Annotated in this window: 21 protein-coding genes; 5 read left to right on the forward strand and 16 right to left on the reverse strand. The window is 59.4% G+C overall.

The window, feature by feature from the left end; translation table 11 throughout:
• Positions 1–73: 73 nt before the first annotated feature.
• Both BMX07_RS18520 and BMX07_RS18525 read right to left on the reverse strand, forming a co-directional pair.
• On the reverse strand, positions 74–2,770 hold the full coding sequence (locus tag BMX07_RS18520; RefSeq protein ID WP_245742167.1) for a hypothetical protein: 2,697 nt from the start codon (positions 2,768–2,770) through the stop codon (positions 74–76).
• A 118-nt stretch (positions 2,771–2,888) separates the two neighbouring features.
• Complete coding sequence (locus tag BMX07_RS18525; RefSeq protein ID WP_090620777.1) at positions 2,889–3,269, reverse strand: hypothetical protein; 381 nt, start codon at positions 3,267–3,269, stop codon at positions 2,889–2,891.
• A gap of 927 nt (positions 3,270–4,196) precedes the next feature.
• Between BMX07_RS18525 and BMX07_RS18535 the strand changes: the two genes are divergently transcribed.
• Positions 4,197–5,057, forward strand: coding sequence for an aldo/keto reductase (locus BMX07_RS18535; RefSeq protein ID WP_090620782.1), 861 nt, complete (start codon positions 4,197–4,199; stop codon positions 5,055–5,057).
• Between the two features lie 57 nt (positions 5,058–5,114).
• Here the strand turns inward: BMX07_RS18535 and BMX07_RS18540 are convergent, their stop codons facing one another.
• Positions 5,115–6,398, reverse strand: coding sequence for a DUF2238 domain-containing protein (locus BMX07_RS18540; RefSeq protein ID WP_090620784.1), 1,284 nt, complete (start codon positions 6,396–6,398; stop codon positions 5,115–5,117).
• Positions 6,399–6,497: 99 nt separating this feature from the next.
• Here BMX07_RS18540 and BMX07_RS18545 point away from each other — a divergent pair, with 99 nt between their 5' ends.
• Entirely contained in the window at positions 6,498–7,346 is an 849-nt protein-coding gene (locus BMX07_RS18545) for an alpha/beta fold hydrolase (protein ID WP_090620786.1), read from the forward strand.
• A gap of 18 nt (positions 7,347–7,364) precedes the next feature.
• Here BMX07_RS18545 and BMX07_RS18550 read toward each other — a convergent pair whose 3' ends face one another.
• Complete coding sequence (locus BMX07_RS18550) at positions 7,365–7,718, reverse strand: hypothetical protein (RefSeq protein ID WP_090620788.1); 354 nt, start codon at positions 7,716–7,718, stop codon at positions 7,365–7,367.
• A gap of 661 nt (positions 7,719–8,379) precedes the next feature.
• On the opposite strand from BMX07_RS18550, the gene BMX07_RS18555 reads away from it, so the two are divergent.
• Positions 8,380–8,799, forward strand: a complete 420-nt coding sequence (locus BMX07_RS18555) for a hypothetical protein (RefSeq protein ID WP_090620791.1) — start codon at positions 8,380–8,382, stop codon at positions 8,797–8,799.
• A gap of 3 nt (positions 8,800–8,802) precedes the next feature.
• Here the strand turns inward: BMX07_RS18555 and BMX07_RS24650 are convergent, their stop codons facing one another.
• Positions 8,803–8,976, reverse strand: coding sequence for a hypothetical protein (locus BMX07_RS24650; RefSeq protein WP_175480202.1), 174 nt, complete (start codon positions 8,974–8,976; stop codon positions 8,803–8,805).
• Positions 8,976–9,125 carry a hypothetical protein gene (locus BMX07_RS24655; RefSeq protein WP_175480203.1) on the reverse strand — a complete coding sequence of 50 codons (150 nt, stop codon included), beginning with the start codon at positions 9,123–9,125 and terminating at the stop codon, positions 8,976–8,978. Before BMX07_RS24655 ends, BMX07_RS24650 begins: the two co-directional genes overlap by 1 nt.
• Positions 9,126–9,512: 387 nt before the next feature.
• On the opposite strand from BMX07_RS24655, the gene BMX07_RS18565 reads away from it, so the two are divergent.
• Complete coding sequence (locus BMX07_RS18565; RefSeq protein ID WP_090620795.1) at positions 9,513–10,784, forward strand: hypothetical protein; 1,272 nt, start codon at positions 9,513–9,515, stop codon at positions 10,782–10,784.
• Between the two features lie 175 nt (positions 10,785–10,959).
• Here the strand turns inward: BMX07_RS18565 and BMX07_RS18570 are convergent, their stop codons facing one another.
• The 10 genes from BMX07_RS18570 to BMX07_RS18610 form a co-directional block, all read right to left on the reverse strand.
• Positions 10,960–11,769: a hypothetical protein gene (locus BMX07_RS18570; RefSeq protein WP_090620797.1), complete on the reverse strand. Its 810-nt coding sequence runs from the start codon at positions 11,767–11,769 to the stop codon at positions 10,960–10,962.
• 16 nt (positions 11,770–11,785) lie between these two features.
• A complete protein-coding gene (locus BMX07_RS23930; RefSeq protein WP_139210958.1) occupies positions 11,786–12,058 on the reverse strand; it encodes a hypothetical protein in 273 nt (90 codons plus the stop codon).
• A gap of 334 nt (positions 12,059–12,392) precedes the next feature.
• A complete protein-coding gene (locus BMX07_RS18575; protein ID WP_090620800.1) occupies positions 12,393–13,451 on the reverse strand; it encodes a hypothetical protein in 1,059 nt (352 codons plus the stop codon).
• 166 nt (positions 13,452–13,617) lie between these two features.
• Entirely contained in the window at positions 13,618–14,004 is a 387-nt protein-coding gene (locus BMX07_RS18580) for a hypothetical protein (RefSeq protein ID WP_090620802.1), read from the reverse strand.
• 60 nt (positions 14,005–14,064) lie between these two features.
• Positions 14,065–14,649 (reverse strand): hypothetical protein, encoded by a 585-nt coding sequence (locus BMX07_RS18585; RefSeq protein ID WP_139210959.1) that lies wholly within the window; start codon positions 14,647–14,649, stop codon positions 14,065–14,067.
• Positions 14,650–14,718: 69 nt separating this feature from the next.
• A complete protein-coding gene (locus BMX07_RS18590) occupies positions 14,719–15,123 on the reverse strand; it encodes a hypothetical protein (RefSeq protein ID WP_090620806.1) in 405 nt (134 codons plus the stop codon).
• 78 nt (positions 15,124–15,201) lie between these two features.
• Positions 15,202–15,504, reverse strand: coding sequence for a hypothetical protein (locus tag BMX07_RS18595; protein WP_090620809.1), 303 nt, complete (start codon positions 15,502–15,504; stop codon positions 15,202–15,204).
• Positions 15,501–15,890 (reverse strand): hypothetical protein, encoded by a 390-nt coding sequence (locus BMX07_RS18600; RefSeq protein ID WP_090620812.1) that lies wholly within the window; start codon positions 15,888–15,890, stop codon positions 15,501–15,503. The genes BMX07_RS18595 and BMX07_RS18600 overlap by 4 nt, the downstream gene beginning before the upstream one ends.
• 131 nt (positions 15,891–16,021) lie before the next feature.
• Positions 16,022–16,294: a hypothetical protein gene (locus tag BMX07_RS18605; protein WP_090620814.1), complete on the reverse strand. Its 273-nt coding sequence runs from the start codon at positions 16,292–16,294 to the stop codon at positions 16,022–16,024.
• Positions 16,287–16,739, reverse strand: a complete 453-nt coding sequence (locus tag BMX07_RS18610; RefSeq protein WP_090620816.1) for a hypothetical protein — start codon at positions 16,737–16,739, stop codon at positions 16,287–16,289. Before BMX07_RS18610 ends, BMX07_RS18605 begins: the two co-directional genes overlap by 8 nt.
• Before the next feature lie 232 nt (positions 16,740–16,971).
• Here BMX07_RS18610 and BMX07_RS23935 point away from each other — a divergent pair, with 232 nt between their 5' ends.
• Entirely contained in the window at positions 16,972–17,778 is an 807-nt protein-coding gene (locus BMX07_RS23935) for a GIY-YIG nuclease family protein (RefSeq protein ID WP_139210960.1), read from the forward strand.
• Positions 17,779–17,851: the final 73 nt, after the last annotated feature.

Raw genomic sequence — 17,851 nt, forward strand, 5'->3', positions numbered from 1 at the left:
GTTCGATACGTGTCCGAGTCTATCCAGAGACGTCACCCGTGGAGACGCTCTGTCGGGACTATTCATCTCCCACTCAGGCGTCGAGTGTCGCTCTGAGGTCCGAGAGTCGACTCGACCAGCCCGGCACCGCTACTGATTCGATACCACCGTGTGGCTCGAACGCTGCCTGTACTGGCTCGGGATCCGTCTCAGCGACCGTTTCAAGCACCACGAACGCGTCTTTGATGGATTCCTTGAGCTCGTGTGTGGTCGTCCAGTCGAGGTCGTCGTCCGGCAACCCGTCGAACGCGACGAGGAGTGACACGAGATCGGAAACCACGTCGCGAATCGCCCGGGGATCTTCCTTGGCGGCGGTCTCGAGGGCCGTTGCAATCTGGCGGCGCGCCCAGGGATAGACGTCCGGGAGCGCAGCGCCGAGCGGTCTGGCCACGGTGGCAGCACGTTCAGGCCGTTCGTCGAGCAGTTTACCGAGTGTGCCAGCTGCGATCGAACTGGAGGGGACGTCGCCTTCGGCGGCGAGATCCGACAGCCGATCGAGATGCTCCTCGATCGTATCGGGCGTCTCCTCACCTAACTCGCAGAGCATGTATCCCACGAGATCGGCCTGCCGACGATCGTCCGCAGCCTCGGCGGCATCGAGCAGCCGCTGAACGTGGCCTTCGAACACCACGGGTTGACCGAAGCCGATCTCTTTCGCGATATCGAGGTGGAGATCCGCCGTCGACGATCGCGGCGATAGCAACGGCTCGATGACCGTGTCGACGAACGTCGCGAGCGCCGGTTCGATCGTCTCTGGCGTCAACGTCGTTTCGGCGTCTATCAGGTCGATGATGTCCTCGGGATCGAAGCGACCAGGGATCTCGGCGTTCTCCGATACCTCGTCGGTAGTTTCGTCGACCGTCGATCCATGCTCGACGACAGGGACGAGCGCATCGAGAAACCGCTCGAAAAACGCCGGACCGTTCGGTGGCTCTCCCGAAATGTAGAACTTGACGAGGTCGAAGAGTTGGTCGTCGGATAGGCTCTCGATCCGCTCGTCCGCCGGCTCTTCGGACAGCGCTACTGCAACTAAGTCGTCGAGAATGGGCCTGGCTGCAGCCAGTTCGGCGTCGGCGACGGCCGCGAGGGTTCTTGTGGGGCCTCGATCCTCGTCAGTTTCCGCCCAATGGCCGAAGATATCGTACAGCACTTCCGAGACGAATGCCGGATCTTCCGCCGCGACGGGTTGCAGGGCATACTTTCCGCCGTTCGGCGAACCACCGAAGGCACCCTCGCGGTACGGATCGACGAAGATCTCGTAGTCGTCGTTCACGGCGTCGTGGCCCGCCTCGTGGAGTGCGGCCAGTGCTCGAGCGGCGCCGAGGGTTCCCTTGCTCGATCGGAGCGTGCCCTCGAGTGCGGCGACGGTTTCGTCGGTGATGGGGGGTCCGACGTCGGCCACCGCTTCCACCAGACCGGAAACCTGATCGTCGAGAGGGGGCGACCGTCCGCGTGCTGCCACCAAGTCGGGCACGACATCCGCAACCGCCTCCGGTCGGCGCTTTGCCAGGCCGGTCAGCGTCTGCACCGACAGACTGACGTGGTGGCGGTCCAACCGCTCGTAATCGAACTCCGGGTCGGCCGTCTCGACTGCGTAGGGGAGGAACGTCTCGATCGCCGTCGGGTTCTGGTCGTAAATCTCGACCAGCAAGTCTTCGTCGATCGTTCTGTGGGCGGACTCATGGACGAGCGATTCGTGCCAGTCGATCAGACGTTCCGCTACGAACCCCGGGTAGTCCGCAGCCAGCGTGGCGAGCGGATCCTCATCGCGCTCGCTAAACGGTTGTGCTTCGGAGTACTCGGCTATCGCCTCGAAGTGTGGCTCGAAGGACCGATCGCGCTGGCGAACGTACCGAGCCAGCGTGTCGGCGCCCCTGCTTCGGTGATCGGGACTTCGGACCTGAAGCAATGCAGTGAGAGCCGCTTCTGTCTTCCCTGATCCGTCGTTGGCGACCAGTGCAGCCGACACGAGCAGGTCTGCGTCGTCGTGTAGGGCGCTGCGGCCCTGGGAAGCGAGACGATCGATCACGCGTTCGGCGACGTCCGTTCGATCGACGTAGTCCGAGTGAATCAACCATCCGAGCGTTCGCGCCACTCCGGTTCGAATCTCGTCCTCGTCGACGTCGAGGTACTCGTCGAGGCGGTCGACGTGACCGAGCAGCAGATCCGGGGAATTCTCGGCCACATCACAGAGGATGCGGACCGCCGCGTACCGAGGCGTCGTCGCGTCACGATTCGGCGCAAGTGCGTCGAGGTCGTCCTCGAGGGTGTCGATAACCGTGCCGATTGCAGCGCTGGCGTCCGGATGCCGCTCGAGCAGTTCGACGGCGTGTGGCTCGAGATGGCAGGCGACTCGTTTGCGGACGATCGGTGCCGGATCGTGTAGGTGTTCGAAGAGGGCCATCGCCAACCACGAGATGGATTTTGGGGGGACACATTCGTCGTCGGTTGCGGATGGCGGAAACGAGTCGTCATCGAGTCTCTTACCGACAATGCCACCGAGGGTTCCGGTCGAGACGATTACCTGGCGCACCCGACGACTGTCGTCGTCGATTAGTTCCAGCAACTGGGCACCCACAGCCGATTCGTCCACGACATCTTCTGGATCCGGTTGGATCGCCCCCGCAAGAATCGTACTGAGCACGAAGGCGGCCCCGCTTCGGAGTTCGGAGTCGTCGTGGTCGAGATACGACTGGAGGATTTCGACGCTCCGAGTGGTCGGGTCCAGCATGGGCCACTCGGACGAATTGTCGAGAAACAACCGCGATACTTGGCCCATCACGGCAGGCTCGGCTGCTGGCTCGGCCTCCGCGAGGCGGCTACACAGCTCGTTGATCGTTGGGTCCGAGTCAGATTGCGCCATCGATACCGTAGCGAGTTGCGTAGTAGTCGAAGTGCGATTCGACGAACCATCGGCTGATGGTTGACAGTTCGTCGACTGGGTCCCCGAGTTGGTTGTCATCAACTTCGAAGTAACGACTTCTCGTCAGCCCCTCCCCGCCTTCGATTGATTCGACGATAACCACTCGGTCAAGCTGACCGCAGACCGATTCCACCATCGGATCAACGGATCTCGTCGTTACCTTGTTGTCATAGATCACGAGCGACGACCCCTGTTGGTGGCTGGTGAACCGATCCGGATCGCGTTCGTCGACCATCTTCTCACTCACAACATCCGGGTCGCCGTCGTCGGCGATCTCAGCGACGATCCATCCCTGATGCTCGGTCATACACGATGATTATTTTACCAGTCACAAAGATGTACGCTTAGCGGTACTTGGTGGCCATCTTGGATAGGCTTTCGACGGTGACCCGCCAACCTCGTCTCCCTATCAAGCTACCCGATCGCACACGGGATACATGCCGGACGAAACAGCTACCTCGCCAAAGATTGGGATGCCCGGCAGCAACTCGGCGTCGGATACGGCTTCGGCGATTCATAGTGTCCGGCTTGTCTGTATCCCGAACAGGTACGCACAGAGATCTAGTTCTTTCGGTGGTGTTGGCGGGGACGATCGGACCAAATCCGTCCGACTTTGGGAGCGTTCTCGGACACTGCTCGTCTGCCCATCCTCGACTCCTCGGAGACTATTTCCAAGGGTGGAGTGAGGAAACACAGTCGTATAACAGAAGCAGTCACCGCGGAGACTGCCACTATCCGTGATGAGTCTCTCACTCGAGAGATGCGGTGCATGAACGAAAGGCCGAGTCGCTCCTCGCCGACGAGTACGCTGCGATGGGCGACAGTTGTCACCGGGACGGCCGCCGCGGATCAAAAATCGGCGAGGATGGGCTTTCAGAATCGTTCGCGATTACCGAGGGCGTCGCCCAAGAGTACAATCAGGAGCGGCCCGACGATCGGTTCGAACGTCGCCACCGCTCGCGTCGCCGTGGCCACCCAGCTGTTCTCACGGGCCAACGGGATCTCCGGAGGTGCCGTCACGAACGTGCGCACGCTGAAGTTCTCCTGTGGCGATCGCGGCCACCAACACGGGCTCACGGTTTCCGAAGACGGCGGACACGGCGGTTCGACGCACTGTGATGGTGGGGTCGGTTGGCTGTTCAGGCGATCGCCTCGCCGTGACGGTGCCCGAGCGTAACCGGCACTCCGTTCGGGAAAGCCTACTCTCAAGGGGGGCGAAGCTGTCAGTACGTCCGTGAGCAGTACCTCGATCACTAACGAGAGCGACACGTTCGAGATCGGCGACAGGACCGTCCACCGGCTGGGGTTCGGTGCGATGCGGATCACCGGACCGGACATCATCGGTTCGCCCGAAGACGAGGCGGCCGCACGCGAGGTCGTCGAGCACGCCGTCGACTGCGGCGTCGACCTCATCGACACGGCCGATTCCTACGGGCCGGCCGTGAGCGAGCGGCTCATCGGCGAGGCGATCGGCGACCCCGACGACGTGCTGGTCGCGACCAAGGCCGGCCTGCTGCGGAACAGCGAGGGCGACTGGATCGCCCACGGCGACCCGGACTACATCCGAAATCAGGTGCTCACCTCGCTCGATCGACTCCGGACCGATACCATCGACCTCTACCAATTCCATCGCCCCGACGACGACACGCCGTTCGAGGATTCCGTCGCGACCTTCGCCGAACTCAAAGACGAGGGGTTCGTCGATCAGGTCGGCGTCAGTAACGTCTCCGCGGAGCTCCTCGATCGGGCCCGCGAACAGGTCGAGATCGCGACCGTCCAGAACCGATACAACCTGAACGACCGCGGGAGCCGGGAGGTCCTCGAGATCTGTGCGGACGAGGGGATCGGCTTCATTCCGTGGGCACCGATCAACGGCGACGATCTGGACGAACACGGCGACCTCCTCGACGAGATCGCCGCGGCACACGACGCGACGAGACGACAGGTCGGGCTGGCGTGGCTGCTCGAGCGCGCGGACGTGATGCTTCCCATTCCGGGGACGTCTGACCCCGACCACCTCGAGTCGAACGTCGCCGCCGCCCAGCTCTCGCTCGGCGACGACGAGGTGCGGCGACTGACCGAGGCCGCCGACTGAGCGCGCACCGTTTTTTCGATCGAGATCGACTCGAGCGAGGGCGGCCGTCGGTAGCCGTCACGCCTCGAGTCGACCGGCGATGCGGTGGGAGAGGTCGGTGAGGTAGAACGACCCCCAGATCGCGGCGACGACGGCGCCGACGACGTCGTACACGAGGTCGACGACCGTGTCGTTGAGTCCGTGTTGGGCGAGGATCGCGTCGAGACCGAGTCGCTGTGCGCTCCAGTCGATCGCGAACTCCATGAGCTCCCAGACGACGCCGAAGGCCAGGACGAACACGAGGATGAACGCGAACAGCATCGCGGGCGGGACGTAAATCTCGTCGGTGTGGAGGTCGATCGCCCGGACGACCGCGTATCCCGCCGCGGCGACGATCGACGCCGAGACGGTGTGTGTCAGACTGTCCCACGGCCCGATTAGCGCGTAGAGGCCGGCCGAACCGAGTACGTGGAGAAACACGGCTGCCGTGAGCCAGAACACGAGTCCCGGCTCGAGCGGCAGTCGGGCGTCTCGCTCGAGGACGGCGGGGAGAACGGTGATCGAAAGCGCGATGACGGCGTTCGAGACCGTCGTCAGGTCCCGGGTGGCGAGCCCGTAGAGCAGGAGGACGGCGAGGGCCGCCTGCATGGCTCGAGAGAGCCGCTCGACGGTTCGGTCGGAGACGTCCAGCCGACCGCGGATCAGGGACGAGACGGGATCCGGTTCGGAGTCGGGCGACGGTTCCCGTAGCGTCGGCGTGCGCTGGGTGGCCGCCCCCTCTTCGCTGTACGACTGGAAGTAGCGACCGAAGACGACGCCGGCGAGTAGCCCTGCGATCGCCGCGTACCCGAAGGAGATCATCAACGCCCGATTGGCCGCGTCTTGTGATCGGCCGTCCAGAATATAGTCGGTCCCGAACGTCACGTCGGCGACCCACTGGGCGACGTTCCACGCGCCGGCGACGGCGAGGGTCGTGAGCACGACCAGCACGACGGCGAACGCGTGATTCATTCGGATTGCGGTGAACCGATCGATCTCGACGGTGGCGACGAGCGCGACGGCGGCGACGGCGACGTAGACGGCAATCGACGTGAGAAACGACTCGCCGAGGACCGTCGCGTCGACGACGGGAATCAGGACGAGGACCAGCAGCTCCCAGGGCGGCATCACGAGCGGATTCCGAAACGCGGCGACCGGGAGCAGGACGATCGCGACCGCGAATCCGGTGAACGCAAACCAGCGATACGAATCCATCAGTCCGTGATTGATCGCGAGCGCGACGAGCGCGATCGTGATCGTCCAGGCGAGCGCTGCGTTTTGGTGCGTTCTGTCGAACGTCCCACCGAGCCGGGCATCCGCCATACGAGTGCTTACGCAGTGGCTCCCCTAAACGCGGGAGCATGAGAACGCCGCCGACGATCCCGTCCGAAGATTGATGCCGTCGTCTCCTAACAGAAAAACATGGTCGAACGTGATAGTCTCGAACACGGACGCGCCCGCGTCAACGGTATCAAGCTGCACTACGTGACCGCCGGTGAGGGACCGCCGCTGGTGTTGCTCCACGGCTGGCCACAGACGTGGTACGAGTGGCGAGACGTGATTCCCCAACTCGCCGCCGACTACACCGTCATCGCCCCGGACCTTCGCGGGCTGGGTGACTCCGAGACGCCCGTCTCCGGCTACGACAAAGACACCGTCGCGACGGACGTGCGGGAACTGGTTCACCACCTCGGGTTCGGCGACGAACCGATCGCGCTCGTCGGGCACGACTGGGGGATGCCGACCGCGTACGCCTACGCCGCCCAGTACCGCGACGAGGTGCGCGCGCTCTGCGTTCTCGAGGCTGGCCTCCCGGGGATCAACGAGGACGGAAAACGCAAGCTCTGGCACACGCGCTTCCACGGCGTTCGCGACCTGCCCGAGCGACTCGTGGCCGGTCGAGAGCGGCTCTACCTCGACTGGTTCTACGGCGAGGGCGCGTACGATCCCTCGGCGATCGACGACGACGCGCGCGACGAGTACGTCCGCTGTTACTCACAGGCCGGCGGACTGCGGGGCGGCTTCGAGTACTATCGCGCCTACGAGACGGACGCCGAGCACAACCAGGCCCACGCCGAGGACCCTCTCGAGCTGCCCGTCCTCGCGCTCGGCGGCGCGGCGTCCTTTCGCGACCTCCCGATCAGGGACATGGAACGGGTCGCGACCGACGTCGACAGCGAGGTCGTCGAGCGCGCCGGCCACTGGATCCCGGAGGAACGGCCCGACTACTTCGTCGAGCGGCTGACCGCCTTCCTCGCGGACGCGGCGTGAGCGGGAGGGGAAGCGCCGTCAGTACTGCTCCTGTACCCTGTCGATCTGACACTGCACGCAGAGATCGTCGGCGAAACAGCCGACGCTGTCGTACGGGCAGTCGTACTCGTCGACGTCGACGGACAGGCGGCGTTTCGCGTGCTCCCACTCGGTCTCCCAGTCGTCGATGTCCATCTCGGACGAGGTGAACACGACGTCGCCGTCTCGGTCGACGATCTTCGCGACCGTAACCGAGCGGTGGTTCTCTTTCACGACGGCTATCGCGTCCTCGTACGACGCGCATCTGATCGCCTCCCGTCCCCGCTGGTCGTCCAAGAGGCGAACCGTGACGGAACCGTCGTACTCCTCCGTCGGCTCCAGGCCGTTGGTCATGCCGTCTACTGGCGGAACGACGTACAAAAAACTGCGCCTCAGCGAGACGAACGATCCGGCTGCGAGAATCGAATCCGACTGCGGGACTCGTTACACCCATCTCGCGTGGTCCGATCTCGCCTGCCGGCTTTTCCACTCCTCCCTGTGGTCGTCGCGGAAGAAGTCCGGGTGCGAGAATCGAACCCGCGTCTCAGCCTCCACAAGTCGCTGCTGGGGAGCTGACTACCCAACTCTCGTGTCGGATTCCTTCTCGCACCCGGATCTTCTCTGCGGAATCGGGGATACTGGCCGCGTCGAATCTCCTGAACCCTGTTTCCATGCCGAGCGGTTGGAAGTCCCCACGCCGTCACAAGACAAAACATCTCGACGCTTCACCATAAATTCCGGCGTCGATTGCCTTTTAGGGCATACGAGAATTCTTGGCTGTCTAGTAGGCTGAGTCGATTCGACTAGGCCTTACAAGTGAGATGGTACTCTGGCCGTAGTGGAACTGTAGGGTGCGGCATCTATCAAAAATACGATAGAGGAGATGAAGGGCGAACTCAACGAGGCCATCGGAGGCGAGTAACGACGCGTCGGGGAGTTCTGATGGCCCAGTGGCTGCGCCGTCGGCAGGTTTGGAACGCGGACATTTAACTGAGGCTAGCGTCCAGAATCTGGTATGATCGAGAAACCCGGCGACGTGACGTGGTACGAGTACCTCTACGGTGACGACGCGATGGATGGTGGGCGAGAGGAGTTCGGCGAGGAGATGGCCAGCGAAGTCAGGGAGGCTCTCCAGCAGAGCGAGTTGGACGAGTCGCGGTACGAGGTTGAGGCGGGTCAGAGGCCGCGAATCACCGCCAGCAGTTGGGAGATGAACGAGAAGGAGGATGTCGTGGAGTTGCGAGACGTGCTTCGGGAAGCCGGGATCGGCGATGAGTCGGTGGGGGTGTACGTGACTCCGCGCGACTCGCAGGGCGAGATGGTGGAGTTGCCGCTGGATCACGCCCCGGTGGACGTCGAGTACACGGTGTTCGTGAACCTCAAGCGGAATCAGGAGGCGATCGACGGTGGTGCGGCGAGCGCGCTGAAGGGATAGTGGTCAGTCGTCTTGTGTGGCCAGCTCTCGCGCTTTGTTGACAGAGACAGGGATGTCTTCGACGCGACCGATCACACGCCATACCTCGTCAGCGTCGGCTTCGGTGAGAATGCGGGCTAGTTCGTCCTTGTCGTCGGCGTCGTAGGCACGTACGGCGATGTCCTCGTACTGGTTCATCACGTCTCGTGCGGCTTCGAGTTCCTCGCGTTGGAACTCCCAGTCGGCGCCGGTGGGCGTGGTGACGGACAGTTTCGTTTCGAGTGGGTTTCATAGACCTTCATCTCTCCGCCGTCGTCGAGGATGTCGAGGGCCTCGTCGAGGTTCATACGCGAAGGGTGCGTAATCCACCCAGTTGAGGTTTTAGAATCAGGTTTAGTCGTCACGGTGCGAGAGCCAGAGATAACGCGGCTCGCAGTCGAGGTTGTTGGCGCGGCTCGTCCAGTTGTAGCCGTCCTCGTTAGGGCGGTACGTCTCTCACTCGTTCACTTCTTCGGCCACGTCGTCGAACGCACGGACAGAGATGTAGCCGATGAGGCGCGCCACGGTGGCGTCGATGCGCTCGACGAGGGAAGGGGTGGTGCGCGTCTCTCGCGGCCTGTACGACGGGCCCAGTTGACGTACGAGTCCTTCCCGGACGAGGCGTCTTTGCCGGCATCTAATGCCGTCGTGAATGACGAATGTTGATATGCAAAGCAATCTCAGAATCCAAACAGATGGATTCCGCGACTGTCGATGCTGCCGTCTCCGATTTGCGGGCTGTGGTTGAGAACTTTCTTAATGAACTGAACGACCGCAATCTCTCGGCAGACCGACTCGGCGAAATCATCGAGGACAATGCTGAGTTCAAAGGCGCCGACCTACGCCAGTTCCCCGAGAGATTCGTGGAGGATCACCTGATCTGGCCGGTGCTCGACGTCCTCGGGTACGCGGTCACGCCGCGACCGGACTCTCCGGGTCAGAGCCGAGAGGAGTATCCGGATTTCCGCGTGGATAATCTCCCAGCCCGCGTCATCGGCGAGAACAAGTCGGTCAACGACATCGAAACCGCCAAAACCGAACTGCTCGACTACCTTGACAACACCCGCTACGAGTACGGCATCGCGACCGACGGCTTTCGATGGGGCGTCTACGAGGTTACCGAGACGGACGGACGCAGCCTCACGCTCGAACCGGTTGTTGAACCCCAGAGCCTGAAGCAGGTCGTCCAGTACGTGGCCCGCGAGGAGCGGATGGTGCCTTACGCCGACCTGAACGGGCTTCCCGAACCAGACGGCCTGCTCGCCGCTTTCTTCCAGAACCTCGGCCATCACCATGTCCGTCGAGCCACCGGCGGTCTGTCGGACTTCCACGACCTGTACGCCGAAACGTTGGTCGGCGAGGGTGATTACGACCACGACGGTATCGACACGCCGCTCGTCGAAGCCGTCGACGCGCCGGCCGACGCGGACGATGCCGAGAAGACGGCGTTTGTAGCCCTGCTGCTTGATCGGCTGGCCTTCGTCCGACTGATGCGCGACCGCGGCGTGTTGGAGATCGAACTGCACGAGGAATGGAGTCACCACAACAAGGGTCTGAATCGGTTCCAAGGTTCGTTCTACGACACACACCTCAAACCACTGTTCTACGACGTGCTGTCGGAGCCAAAGGGCGAGCGCGAGGAGGACGAATTCAGTAGTCCTCCGCATTTTGCTGGAGGGTTATTCGAACCGGTGCTTGATGACGAGGACGCGTACGATGTCGGGGATGACGTGATGCAAGACGTTCTGACAGTCTTCATCGAAGGCGAGTCGCGGACGGTGATCAACGAGGGGGCTCGCGGATCGCTTCTGGAGTCATATCGGGCGACCGAGGAGAAGGATCTAGCCGGACGGATGGCCGAATGGTATGCCGACCTGACGCGGGCGTACGAGTCGGAGTTGGCGTACGTGGAGGAAAACATCAGCCCGACGCTTCGACGGCATTCAATCGGGGGCAAGCAAGACTGACAGGAGTGGCTTTCTTGAAACTCTCAATAGGTGATGTGTTTCAGAGGCTGTGCTGAATACACAGCGCGTATCGGTCATGTCATTACCGCTGAAAATCGTTGGCGCGGAATCGCTAAGTGCAGGATTGCTACTTAGAACCGATATACCGCCGAATAATCAAAGAAAAAGAATCCATTTAATCCATATTACGGAGAGCCCGGAACATTACCTTGGCCGCGTGTTCGGCGTCTTCACCGAGGTCTTTGATTTCTTCCTGCTCTGGGTTCCGAACTATCGAATGAGCATCTGAATTAGCAGATTCGCGGAATCGATTGATGTCGGAAATGAGTTCTCGATTCATCCCATTCGAGTATGACTGGTAGTCTTTGAGACGATACTCGAAAACCTCCAGAAGCTCGCTGAAGTTTCTGAAACGACCGTATTCGGGGATATAGTACATCCGCAAATACGATTTCGGGTACTCCTTTCGGAGTAAGTCGATAACGAGATTTTCTAACAGTTTTCGGGTTAGGACGAATGTCCCATCGTACACACCAATCCGATAGCACTTGTTGATATTCTCGATGAGGTCGTCGTAGAAGTCATCCGTTGTGTTCTCAATATCGATGAAAGATTTAGCAGTGTGCGTGAACAACGGAACGGTATCTGCGTGTGTTATTTGTTCATCTTCGAGGGCCTGTAGTGCCGGGTAGCCCTCAAGCTCTTCCGCATCAGCGCCGCCAACTAAATCATAAGCCTGACCCATAATGGCAAGAGCGGTATCCTCGTCGCCACGGTCGCAAAGCACCTTTAAAAACCGAAGTGTGTTATGGGCGCGGTCTTCATCACCCCATTTCCAGCTTCGAAAGAAACGGTCTATCTTCCTCGCAGTATCAACCGCTCCTTGCTCAGTTGTAATTCGCTCCCAGTCTTGATGGTCGAAATTCTGCTCTGCGATAAAATACGAAAATTGAGACAGGAGGGTTTGGAGGGCATCGTCACTCATATCGTTCCCTCCAGAATCACGCCTTCTGATTCATTTCTTCGACTGCAATCTCATACTGACCATCTACTTCTTTGACTAATATTTCTGTGTTCGATGGTCGGTCGTTAAGAAGTTCGGTCAGGTCTGAATACGCGTTGTACTGTAGGATTGCTTGCATCGATTCTTCTTCCTCCTCCAAGTGGAAGACTGGCTTATCCGTTTGACCTCGACGGGGAACTGTGACAGTGTAGTAGTGCTCGCCGTTCGAAAAGTTGTGACCAGTTAGTAGCCCTTCGTGTGTTTCTGCCATATGCTATACCCGACAGGCCACCATCAAAAGGGTACTCCATCCACCCAGAGATTAATAGGATTATGAATCATAATATAAATGCTATGTTAGGAAATGGTTCCGATGAGATAGGGACGCTACGGCAAGCCCTCTTATCATATGACACAGTTCGAAAAGTGAAGTTCGCACACCCACTTACCGGCTGTTCCACCGCTCAGGATGTGGAACGAACAATAGCCACTTGCTGACTACATCCTCTGTATTCAGCACGTTATTCCGTCAGATTCTGATTGTTTAAACAGAGTCACAGGAGTCACATCCAAGCAATCTGACGAGATTGGTTGGGGACTCGCGGCTAGTAGTCGTCGAAGAGCGTTCGCTGTTTCTTGTAGTCATACGGCTCCGTGAGCGCAGCCCGGATCGCCGAGTAGTCGTGTTGGGCGTGCCTGTTCTCTTCGATGGCCCGGTCGACGACCCACGCCCGGAACTCCTCGTACCGTTCCCGGTCGTCGATCACCTCCTCCATGTCGACTGTCTGGAGTTCCCCATATCGGGCGTAGTAGATCCCCACCCGATTGATCTCAGGGTACTTCCCCTCAAAGGACTCCTTGCCATACGTCCGACCATCTACTTCGTGCAGGACGCGTTGCACGTCGCTCAGCACGTAGTACATCAACAGTTGCCGCCAGAAGGAGTTCGTGAACGACCTGTTTTCGGTAGTCTTGATGTCGACGAGCAGGTCGTCTACGATGAAGTCCCCCTCCCCGGGAAGGATGTGGCGGTGGCCCCCGAAGGCGGGGCGCACGAATACGCTCTCGCCGTCAGTCCACTCGCTCTCGCGCAATAGTCTGAACAACGCCTCCATCTCCTTGAGGATGTCCTCCTCGAAGGCCTCGCGATTGATCCACGAGTGGACGGTGTCGCTGGGCTTCCAGCCGGCGTTGACGAGCGCGGCCTTCACCACTCCCTCGGTGTTCATGCCAGTCTCGACGTACTGCTCGGCGAGCTTCGTCAATTCCTCGTCCTCCGTCCACTTGACCGGACTTCTCTGATCCCATTCTGGCCGGTCATCCATCATCTCCTCCCACTCCTCGCGGCTGGAAACGCCTACATATTCATCTTCCCACTTCCACCCGTCGAATTTCTGAACGCCAATAGGCGGTGTTTCGTCGGGTGGAAAGCGGCGCTGGGAGTCACCGAAGGTGCGTCGCCAAGGGATGATGACTTCGCTGCATCGCCGATACAGCAATACCTTACAGAGAAACTCGAACGCGTCCCCGATGAGCCGGTGGCCGTAGCCGTTATTTTCGACCTCTAATTCGCTCTCGGCATCGTTTCCGGGGTTGGGATACGTAGAGTCGATCTCCTGCCTGACCTCGTCGATCTTGATGAAGTTTGTTACGCCTGTCGTCATCCTCGATAGTTGTGGGTCAGGTTCGTATTGGTAAAAGGATAGATGGATCTTGGCTTCGGTTTGTAACTCAGCGTCTGCTCGTAGCAACCCAGACGGCGAAGGTCTAGAAAAGGACATCCTTGTCCCCTACGTCCAGCGACCGGCGCGCGTATCCTTGACTCCATCACTACTCGAACGCATCCACTGCCGACGGGCGCGCCCTCCGGATGACATCCATCGCAGCCCATCCTTCCGGTGTCACTGGTTCATCAGCCGCTTCGTACATGTCGTACAGGATGCCGATCTGATCGTACATCCCTATCTCCTTCAGCACGTCCACTCCTCGAGACGTAACCGCGTAGTACTGTTTGGGCACATCTTGCGAAACGGGTTTGTCGGCCTCGATCGTCGTTATCAGTGGCTCATCGCCTGCGGCCAATCGGTCGAGCCGGTCGCGTACTGTCTTGACAGCCTCGCTGCGGAGTGCGGCCAGTTCTACTGCACTCCGGGTTGCGGTTTCGGTAGAGAGAATCTGCTGCATCAACAGCACATCGTCCCGGTCAATATCGGCCATATTGTACACATACAGGAGCCAACGCTGTCAATTTAATCCCGAGGGCATTAACGCCGAGAATTAGTCGTCGGGATTACTGTCGAGCCACTCTCGAGCCTCTTGGCTCACGCGACGCGGCCGGTCGCACATCTCGGACAGCACAGGCATACTGGGGCCACGGGCCATAATCCACCACTGGCCGTCGTCCGTGGAGACGATCTTGATCCGTGTCTCGTCACGCTCAGCGAATATAGCGGACGTATCGTGGTTCGTCTTGCCGCGTGTCACGCCGAAGCCTCGGTCGTGCAGCATCTCGATGCAGTCCTCGATACTGGAGGGGAGATCGTCTTCCCTGCAAGCGTATTCGAGATACTTACTCGCAATCCGTGTAGCGGCGCGGGGATTTTCGAAGCACGACGAACTTCCGCGTCCGTTATCGGCGACGTAGCCTCCCGCAGTCTCATAGACGGACACACCGGTATGGATGTCGTACAAGTAGTCTCCTGTTTCCTGCCGCCCTGCTTCGATTTCGCGCCCTGATTTCTTCCATTCTTCTGCGAACTCACGGATAGCCTCGGATTCGATTGCGTCGATGTCGCACGTCTCGACGCGGCGGGGATGGTTGGCGGACATGTCGTTGCTATCGCGCAGGTTCTCGTTGGTCACTGCATTCTAACTGGAATGGAGACCACCGCGGATAAATGTAGCAGCGGAACGCGTCTTAGCAGAGAAGAATTAGCTAAGATGTCGCTCGAGTATATCGCCGCTCGCCTCGGTAGTTTCCTCCCAGCTCACGATTTCGTGGATGGCGTCTAGGACATCTGACCTCCTACCAACGTACACGCAGCTCCCGCGGTATCCCACCGGATAGCCGACATCCACTGCCGCGCTGTCCTCGCGTAGATGTACGCGCAGCAGGACATCGCCATCATCCTGCTCAGGATCGACTGTGATCTTACCGCTGGGCGGGAACTCTGTCTCCCAGACGAAGTTAGCCACGGCCAGATCTCCGGACTCGTAGCCGTGCTTCGACACTTCTTCAAAGGCGTTTTCAATGCGTTCCTCGATGTCGCTGATCGTCGTGTGGTGCGTTCGGTCGTCAACAAAGCCGTTCAGCAGCTCTTCCTTGTCCTGTGACACTGCAATAGCGATTCGAGGGACGAGATTGGATAAGCTCACTGTCCGAGGGGGGTGTGAGAAATAGCGAACGTAGTGGGGTTAGTCTGCTGTCGTTGTAGGAGATGCCGCCCCGACCCCCTCGTCAGGACGCGCAGATTCTACGTACTCGCTGAGCGTCGTCTGTGCGACGGGTACGCAGACCTCCACGATGCGCTCGTCCAGCTCCTTACGAGCGTAATCGATGACGTGATCGGTGTACTGGTATCGTGGCTGTTCCAGCACCCACGCTTCGCCCGCACGTCTCAACGCGTATTCGAACGGAACGTCGTCGAACTGTCGCGGGTACGTTTCCACGATAGCCACCTCGCCATTGACTCGGAGACACGTTCGCTCGTACGTCATCCTCCTTCACCCGCCTCTTGGACGGCCAGCGCGTGGCTGTACCAGTCGTTCGCTGCTCCAATATAGATCTCGTGAAAGGCCTGCGTCGCATCACGGACGTTGCTCGGCGAGGTGCTCATCCAGTCGACCTCTATTTCATCGACGAGGTCTCCAGCCGGATCGCGGATCGCCACCCAGTGGTCTTCGTCTTCGCCGTCAACGAACGTAGTCCCGGCACGGAGCGTAAACCGGCTGCGCGGCCCACCGATCCGCATCAGTAGCGAAAACTCAAGTTGCTCATCTTCGACTTCCCGCGGACGTATGCGATAGTCCTCGACGTAGGCGTCGTCGTCGAAGTCGTCGAACGTCCGGAGCCTGTTCGTGTTTGTCGGATGTTTCTCGGTCATAGTCTGGAGTCGGATCGTAGCTGTCTGGCGTACGTGTCGCGCCTGAATCACCTCTGTAGCGTCGTTCTCGTCTGAAGCTCGTCGGGGGAGTCGAACCCCCGAGATGGCCGCCGGGTCGGCCGCGAGTGAGATCAGATGGTGTAGACGGAGTACTTCTGTATCTCCTCGTTACTCATCGTCCAACCCGAATCGCCGTCGCCCATTCGCCAGCCGATGTGCGGCTTCAGTTGGATGATGATCTCGCCATCACACGCGTGATGGTGGACTTCGACGCAGTTGTTCGTCATACCGATCACCTCGTCAGCATCCGAGACGATGTTCCGTCGGCCTTCGTCGCCGCGCCGGAGCTGCTTTGCAATCTCTTCTATCGGTGGGGCATCCGGGTTCGTGTCGTAGTCAGTCATCGCTACCACCGCTCTCGCGAGCGAGTTCTTCCCGCATCAGCTCGGTGGCTTCACCATCCAGCTGCACTTCGATGTATGACTTCTCGAGCACCGGTGCGAAGCTCGTGAGGACGGCGCGCACGTCGCCGACATATGTCACATATTCGTCCGTTGGGCCGACCGTCCGCTGCTGGATTACTGCACTCTCTCGCAGCAGATGGATCCCGATGGTGAGGTAGGGCTCGTTGCTCCCCGTCGCCGGGATAGAAGCCGACAGACGTGACCCTCGAGCCCTATCAAGGAGTTCGGCGAATGCTTCGTACTCCGGGTCGCCCCACTCGTACTCGTTCGCAGGCTCGAGGCGGAATCGGATTTCGTCGTGGATTTGCTGGGCGGCCTCTACAGCGTCGAGACCAGCTAGTTCGTTCTCGTGCTGTGCTTCCGGATTCTCGGTGTTGTCGCTCATAGTTTGTCACTTGTTTTGGCATCTTCACCTCCATCGGGACGGCATCTCCTTCTCACCAGTCTGTAGGGCAGAATGGCAATATAAATAGACGGTTTCAGGGGCTGTTTTCTCGGAGTACAGAGCCTATCGAAGTGGGTTAAGGGTTTTGTCCTGTCCGGCTGGTCGTGCAGAACATTCCTTGAGTGTCTCGTTATCCCTGATCTATAACAGATTCTGCTTATTCAATTCTCATATGGACATCTCCGAACTCGGTCAGGAATTCGATTTCGTAGATACAGTCACAGTAGAACGGAATGAGGAAGGACAAATCGCCCTCAAGATGCCCCAGAATCGTTACGACAAATCCGACGAAATACCAGTTCATCAATACGGCTGGGGCCCATTCTGTAAGTTCTACGCTGATACCTTCCCCTACAAAGAAACGGCGGGCGTCTACATTTTCACTGCAAATCACCAGATAGTGTACATCGGCGAAACCGTGAACATCCACAGTCGAATTCAAGCAGGATACTCGAATATCTCTCCCAAGAACTGTTTCGAGGGAGGACAGCAGACCAACTGCCGGATCAACAATGCAATCCTCGAAATCGTGCGTAACCGTGGGCAGGTCGCACTATGGGTAATGGAGGCCGAGGATAGAAAACAGCGAGAAGCAGAGTTAATCGAGGAGTGTAATCCATCATGGAATTTCGAAGCGCTCTCAATCACAACTGCTAGGCGGAAGCAATCCACGCGTGTCGATGATATAGCAGACCAACAGATAGCTACTCATAGAGAATCCTCAACAAGCCAGTCACAATCTACCAGTGGCAAGTATGCGCCGCTCTACGATCATCTCAAGAATGCTGATTCGAATACGATTCACGTCTCTTTCGAGAAGATAGAAGACATTCTCGACGCTCCATTACCAACATCTGCTCGGGAGTACGAGGTTTGGTGGAATCCTACTGGCCACTCCCATGCCGAAGGATGGGCAGAACTCGGATGGACGGCAGACCCAGATCTCGACCGTGAAATGGCTACTTTTGAGAAAATATGATAACTATACACGAATATCAAGCAGGCTGGGCCAGAACCGGATGGTTTTCGCCCGAGAGGCTTTCACGTGGGCG

It is taken from the genome of Natrinema salaciae (assembly GCF_900110865.1).
In the GTDB taxonomy this organism is placed as follows: domain Archaea; phylum Halobacteriota; class Halobacteria; order Halobacteriales; family Natrialbaceae; genus Natrinema; species Natrinema salaciae.

Coding starts and splice junctions, on each gene's coding strand:
- BMX07_RS18610 (WP_090620816.1), bottom strand. CDS start 16,739: ATGAGCGACAACACCGAGAATCCGGAAGCACAGCACGAGAACGAACTA.
- BMX07_RS24650 (WP_175480202.1), bottom strand. CDS start 8,976: ATGAACCAGTACGAGGACATCGCCGTACGTGCCTACGACGCCGACGAC.
- BMX07_RS18550 (WP_090620788.1), bottom strand. CDS start 7,718: ATGACCAACGGCCTGGAGCCGACGGAGGAGTACGACGGTTCCGTCACG.
- BMX07_RS18580 (WP_090620802.1), bottom strand. CDS start 14,004: ATGGCCGATATTGACCGGGACGATGTGCTGTTGATGCAGCAGATTCTC.
- BMX07_RS18525 (WP_090620777.1), bottom strand. CDS start 3,269: ATGACCGAGCATCAGGGATGGATCGTCGCTGAGATCGCCGACGACGGC.
- BMX07_RS18520 (WP_245742167.1), bottom strand. CDS start 2,770: ATGCTGGACCCGACCACTCGGAGCGTCGAAATCCTCCAGTCGTATCTC.
- BMX07_RS18565 (WP_090620795.1), top strand. CDS start 9,513: ATGGATTCCGCGACTGTCGATGCTGCCGTCTCCGATTTGCGGGCTGTG.
- BMX07_RS18575 (WP_090620800.1), bottom strand. CDS start 13,451: ATGACGACAGGCGTAACAAACTTCATCAAGATCGACGAGGTCAGGCAG.
- BMX07_RS18600 (WP_090620812.1), bottom strand. CDS start 15,890: ATGACCGAGAAACATCCGACAAACACGAACAGGCTCCGGACGTTCGAC.
- BMX07_RS18540 (WP_090620784.1), bottom strand. CDS start 6,398: ATGGCGGATGCCCGGCTCGGTGGGACGTTCGACAGAACGCACCAAAAC.
- BMX07_RS18595 (WP_090620809.1), bottom strand. CDS start 15,504: ATGACGTACGAGCGAACGTGTCTCCGAGTCAATGGCGAGGTGGCTATC.
- BMX07_RS23935 (WP_139210960.1), top strand. CDS start 16,972: ATGGACATCTCCGAACTCGGTCAGGAATTCGATTTCGTAGATACAGTC.
- BMX07_RS18545 (WP_090620786.1), top strand. CDS start 6,498: ATGGTCGAACGTGATAGTCTCGAACACGGACGCGCCCGCGTCAACGGT.
- BMX07_RS23930 (WP_139210958.1), bottom strand. CDS start 12,058: ATGGCAGAAACACACGAAGGGCTACTAACTGGTCACAACTTTTCGAAC.
- BMX07_RS18605 (WP_090620814.1), bottom strand. CDS start 16,294: ATGACTGACTACGACACGAACCCGGATGCCCCACCGATAGAAGAGATT.
- BMX07_RS18555 (WP_090620791.1), top strand. CDS start 8,380: ATGATCGAGAAACCCGGCGACGTGACGTGGTACGAGTACCTCTACGGT.
- BMX07_RS18570 (WP_090620797.1), bottom strand. CDS start 11,769: ATGAGTGACGATGCCCTCCAAACCCTCCTGTCTCAATTTTCGTATTTT.
- BMX07_RS24655 (WP_175480203.1), bottom strand. CDS start 9,125: ATGAACCTCGACGAGGCCCTCGACATCCTCGACGACGGCGGAGAGATG.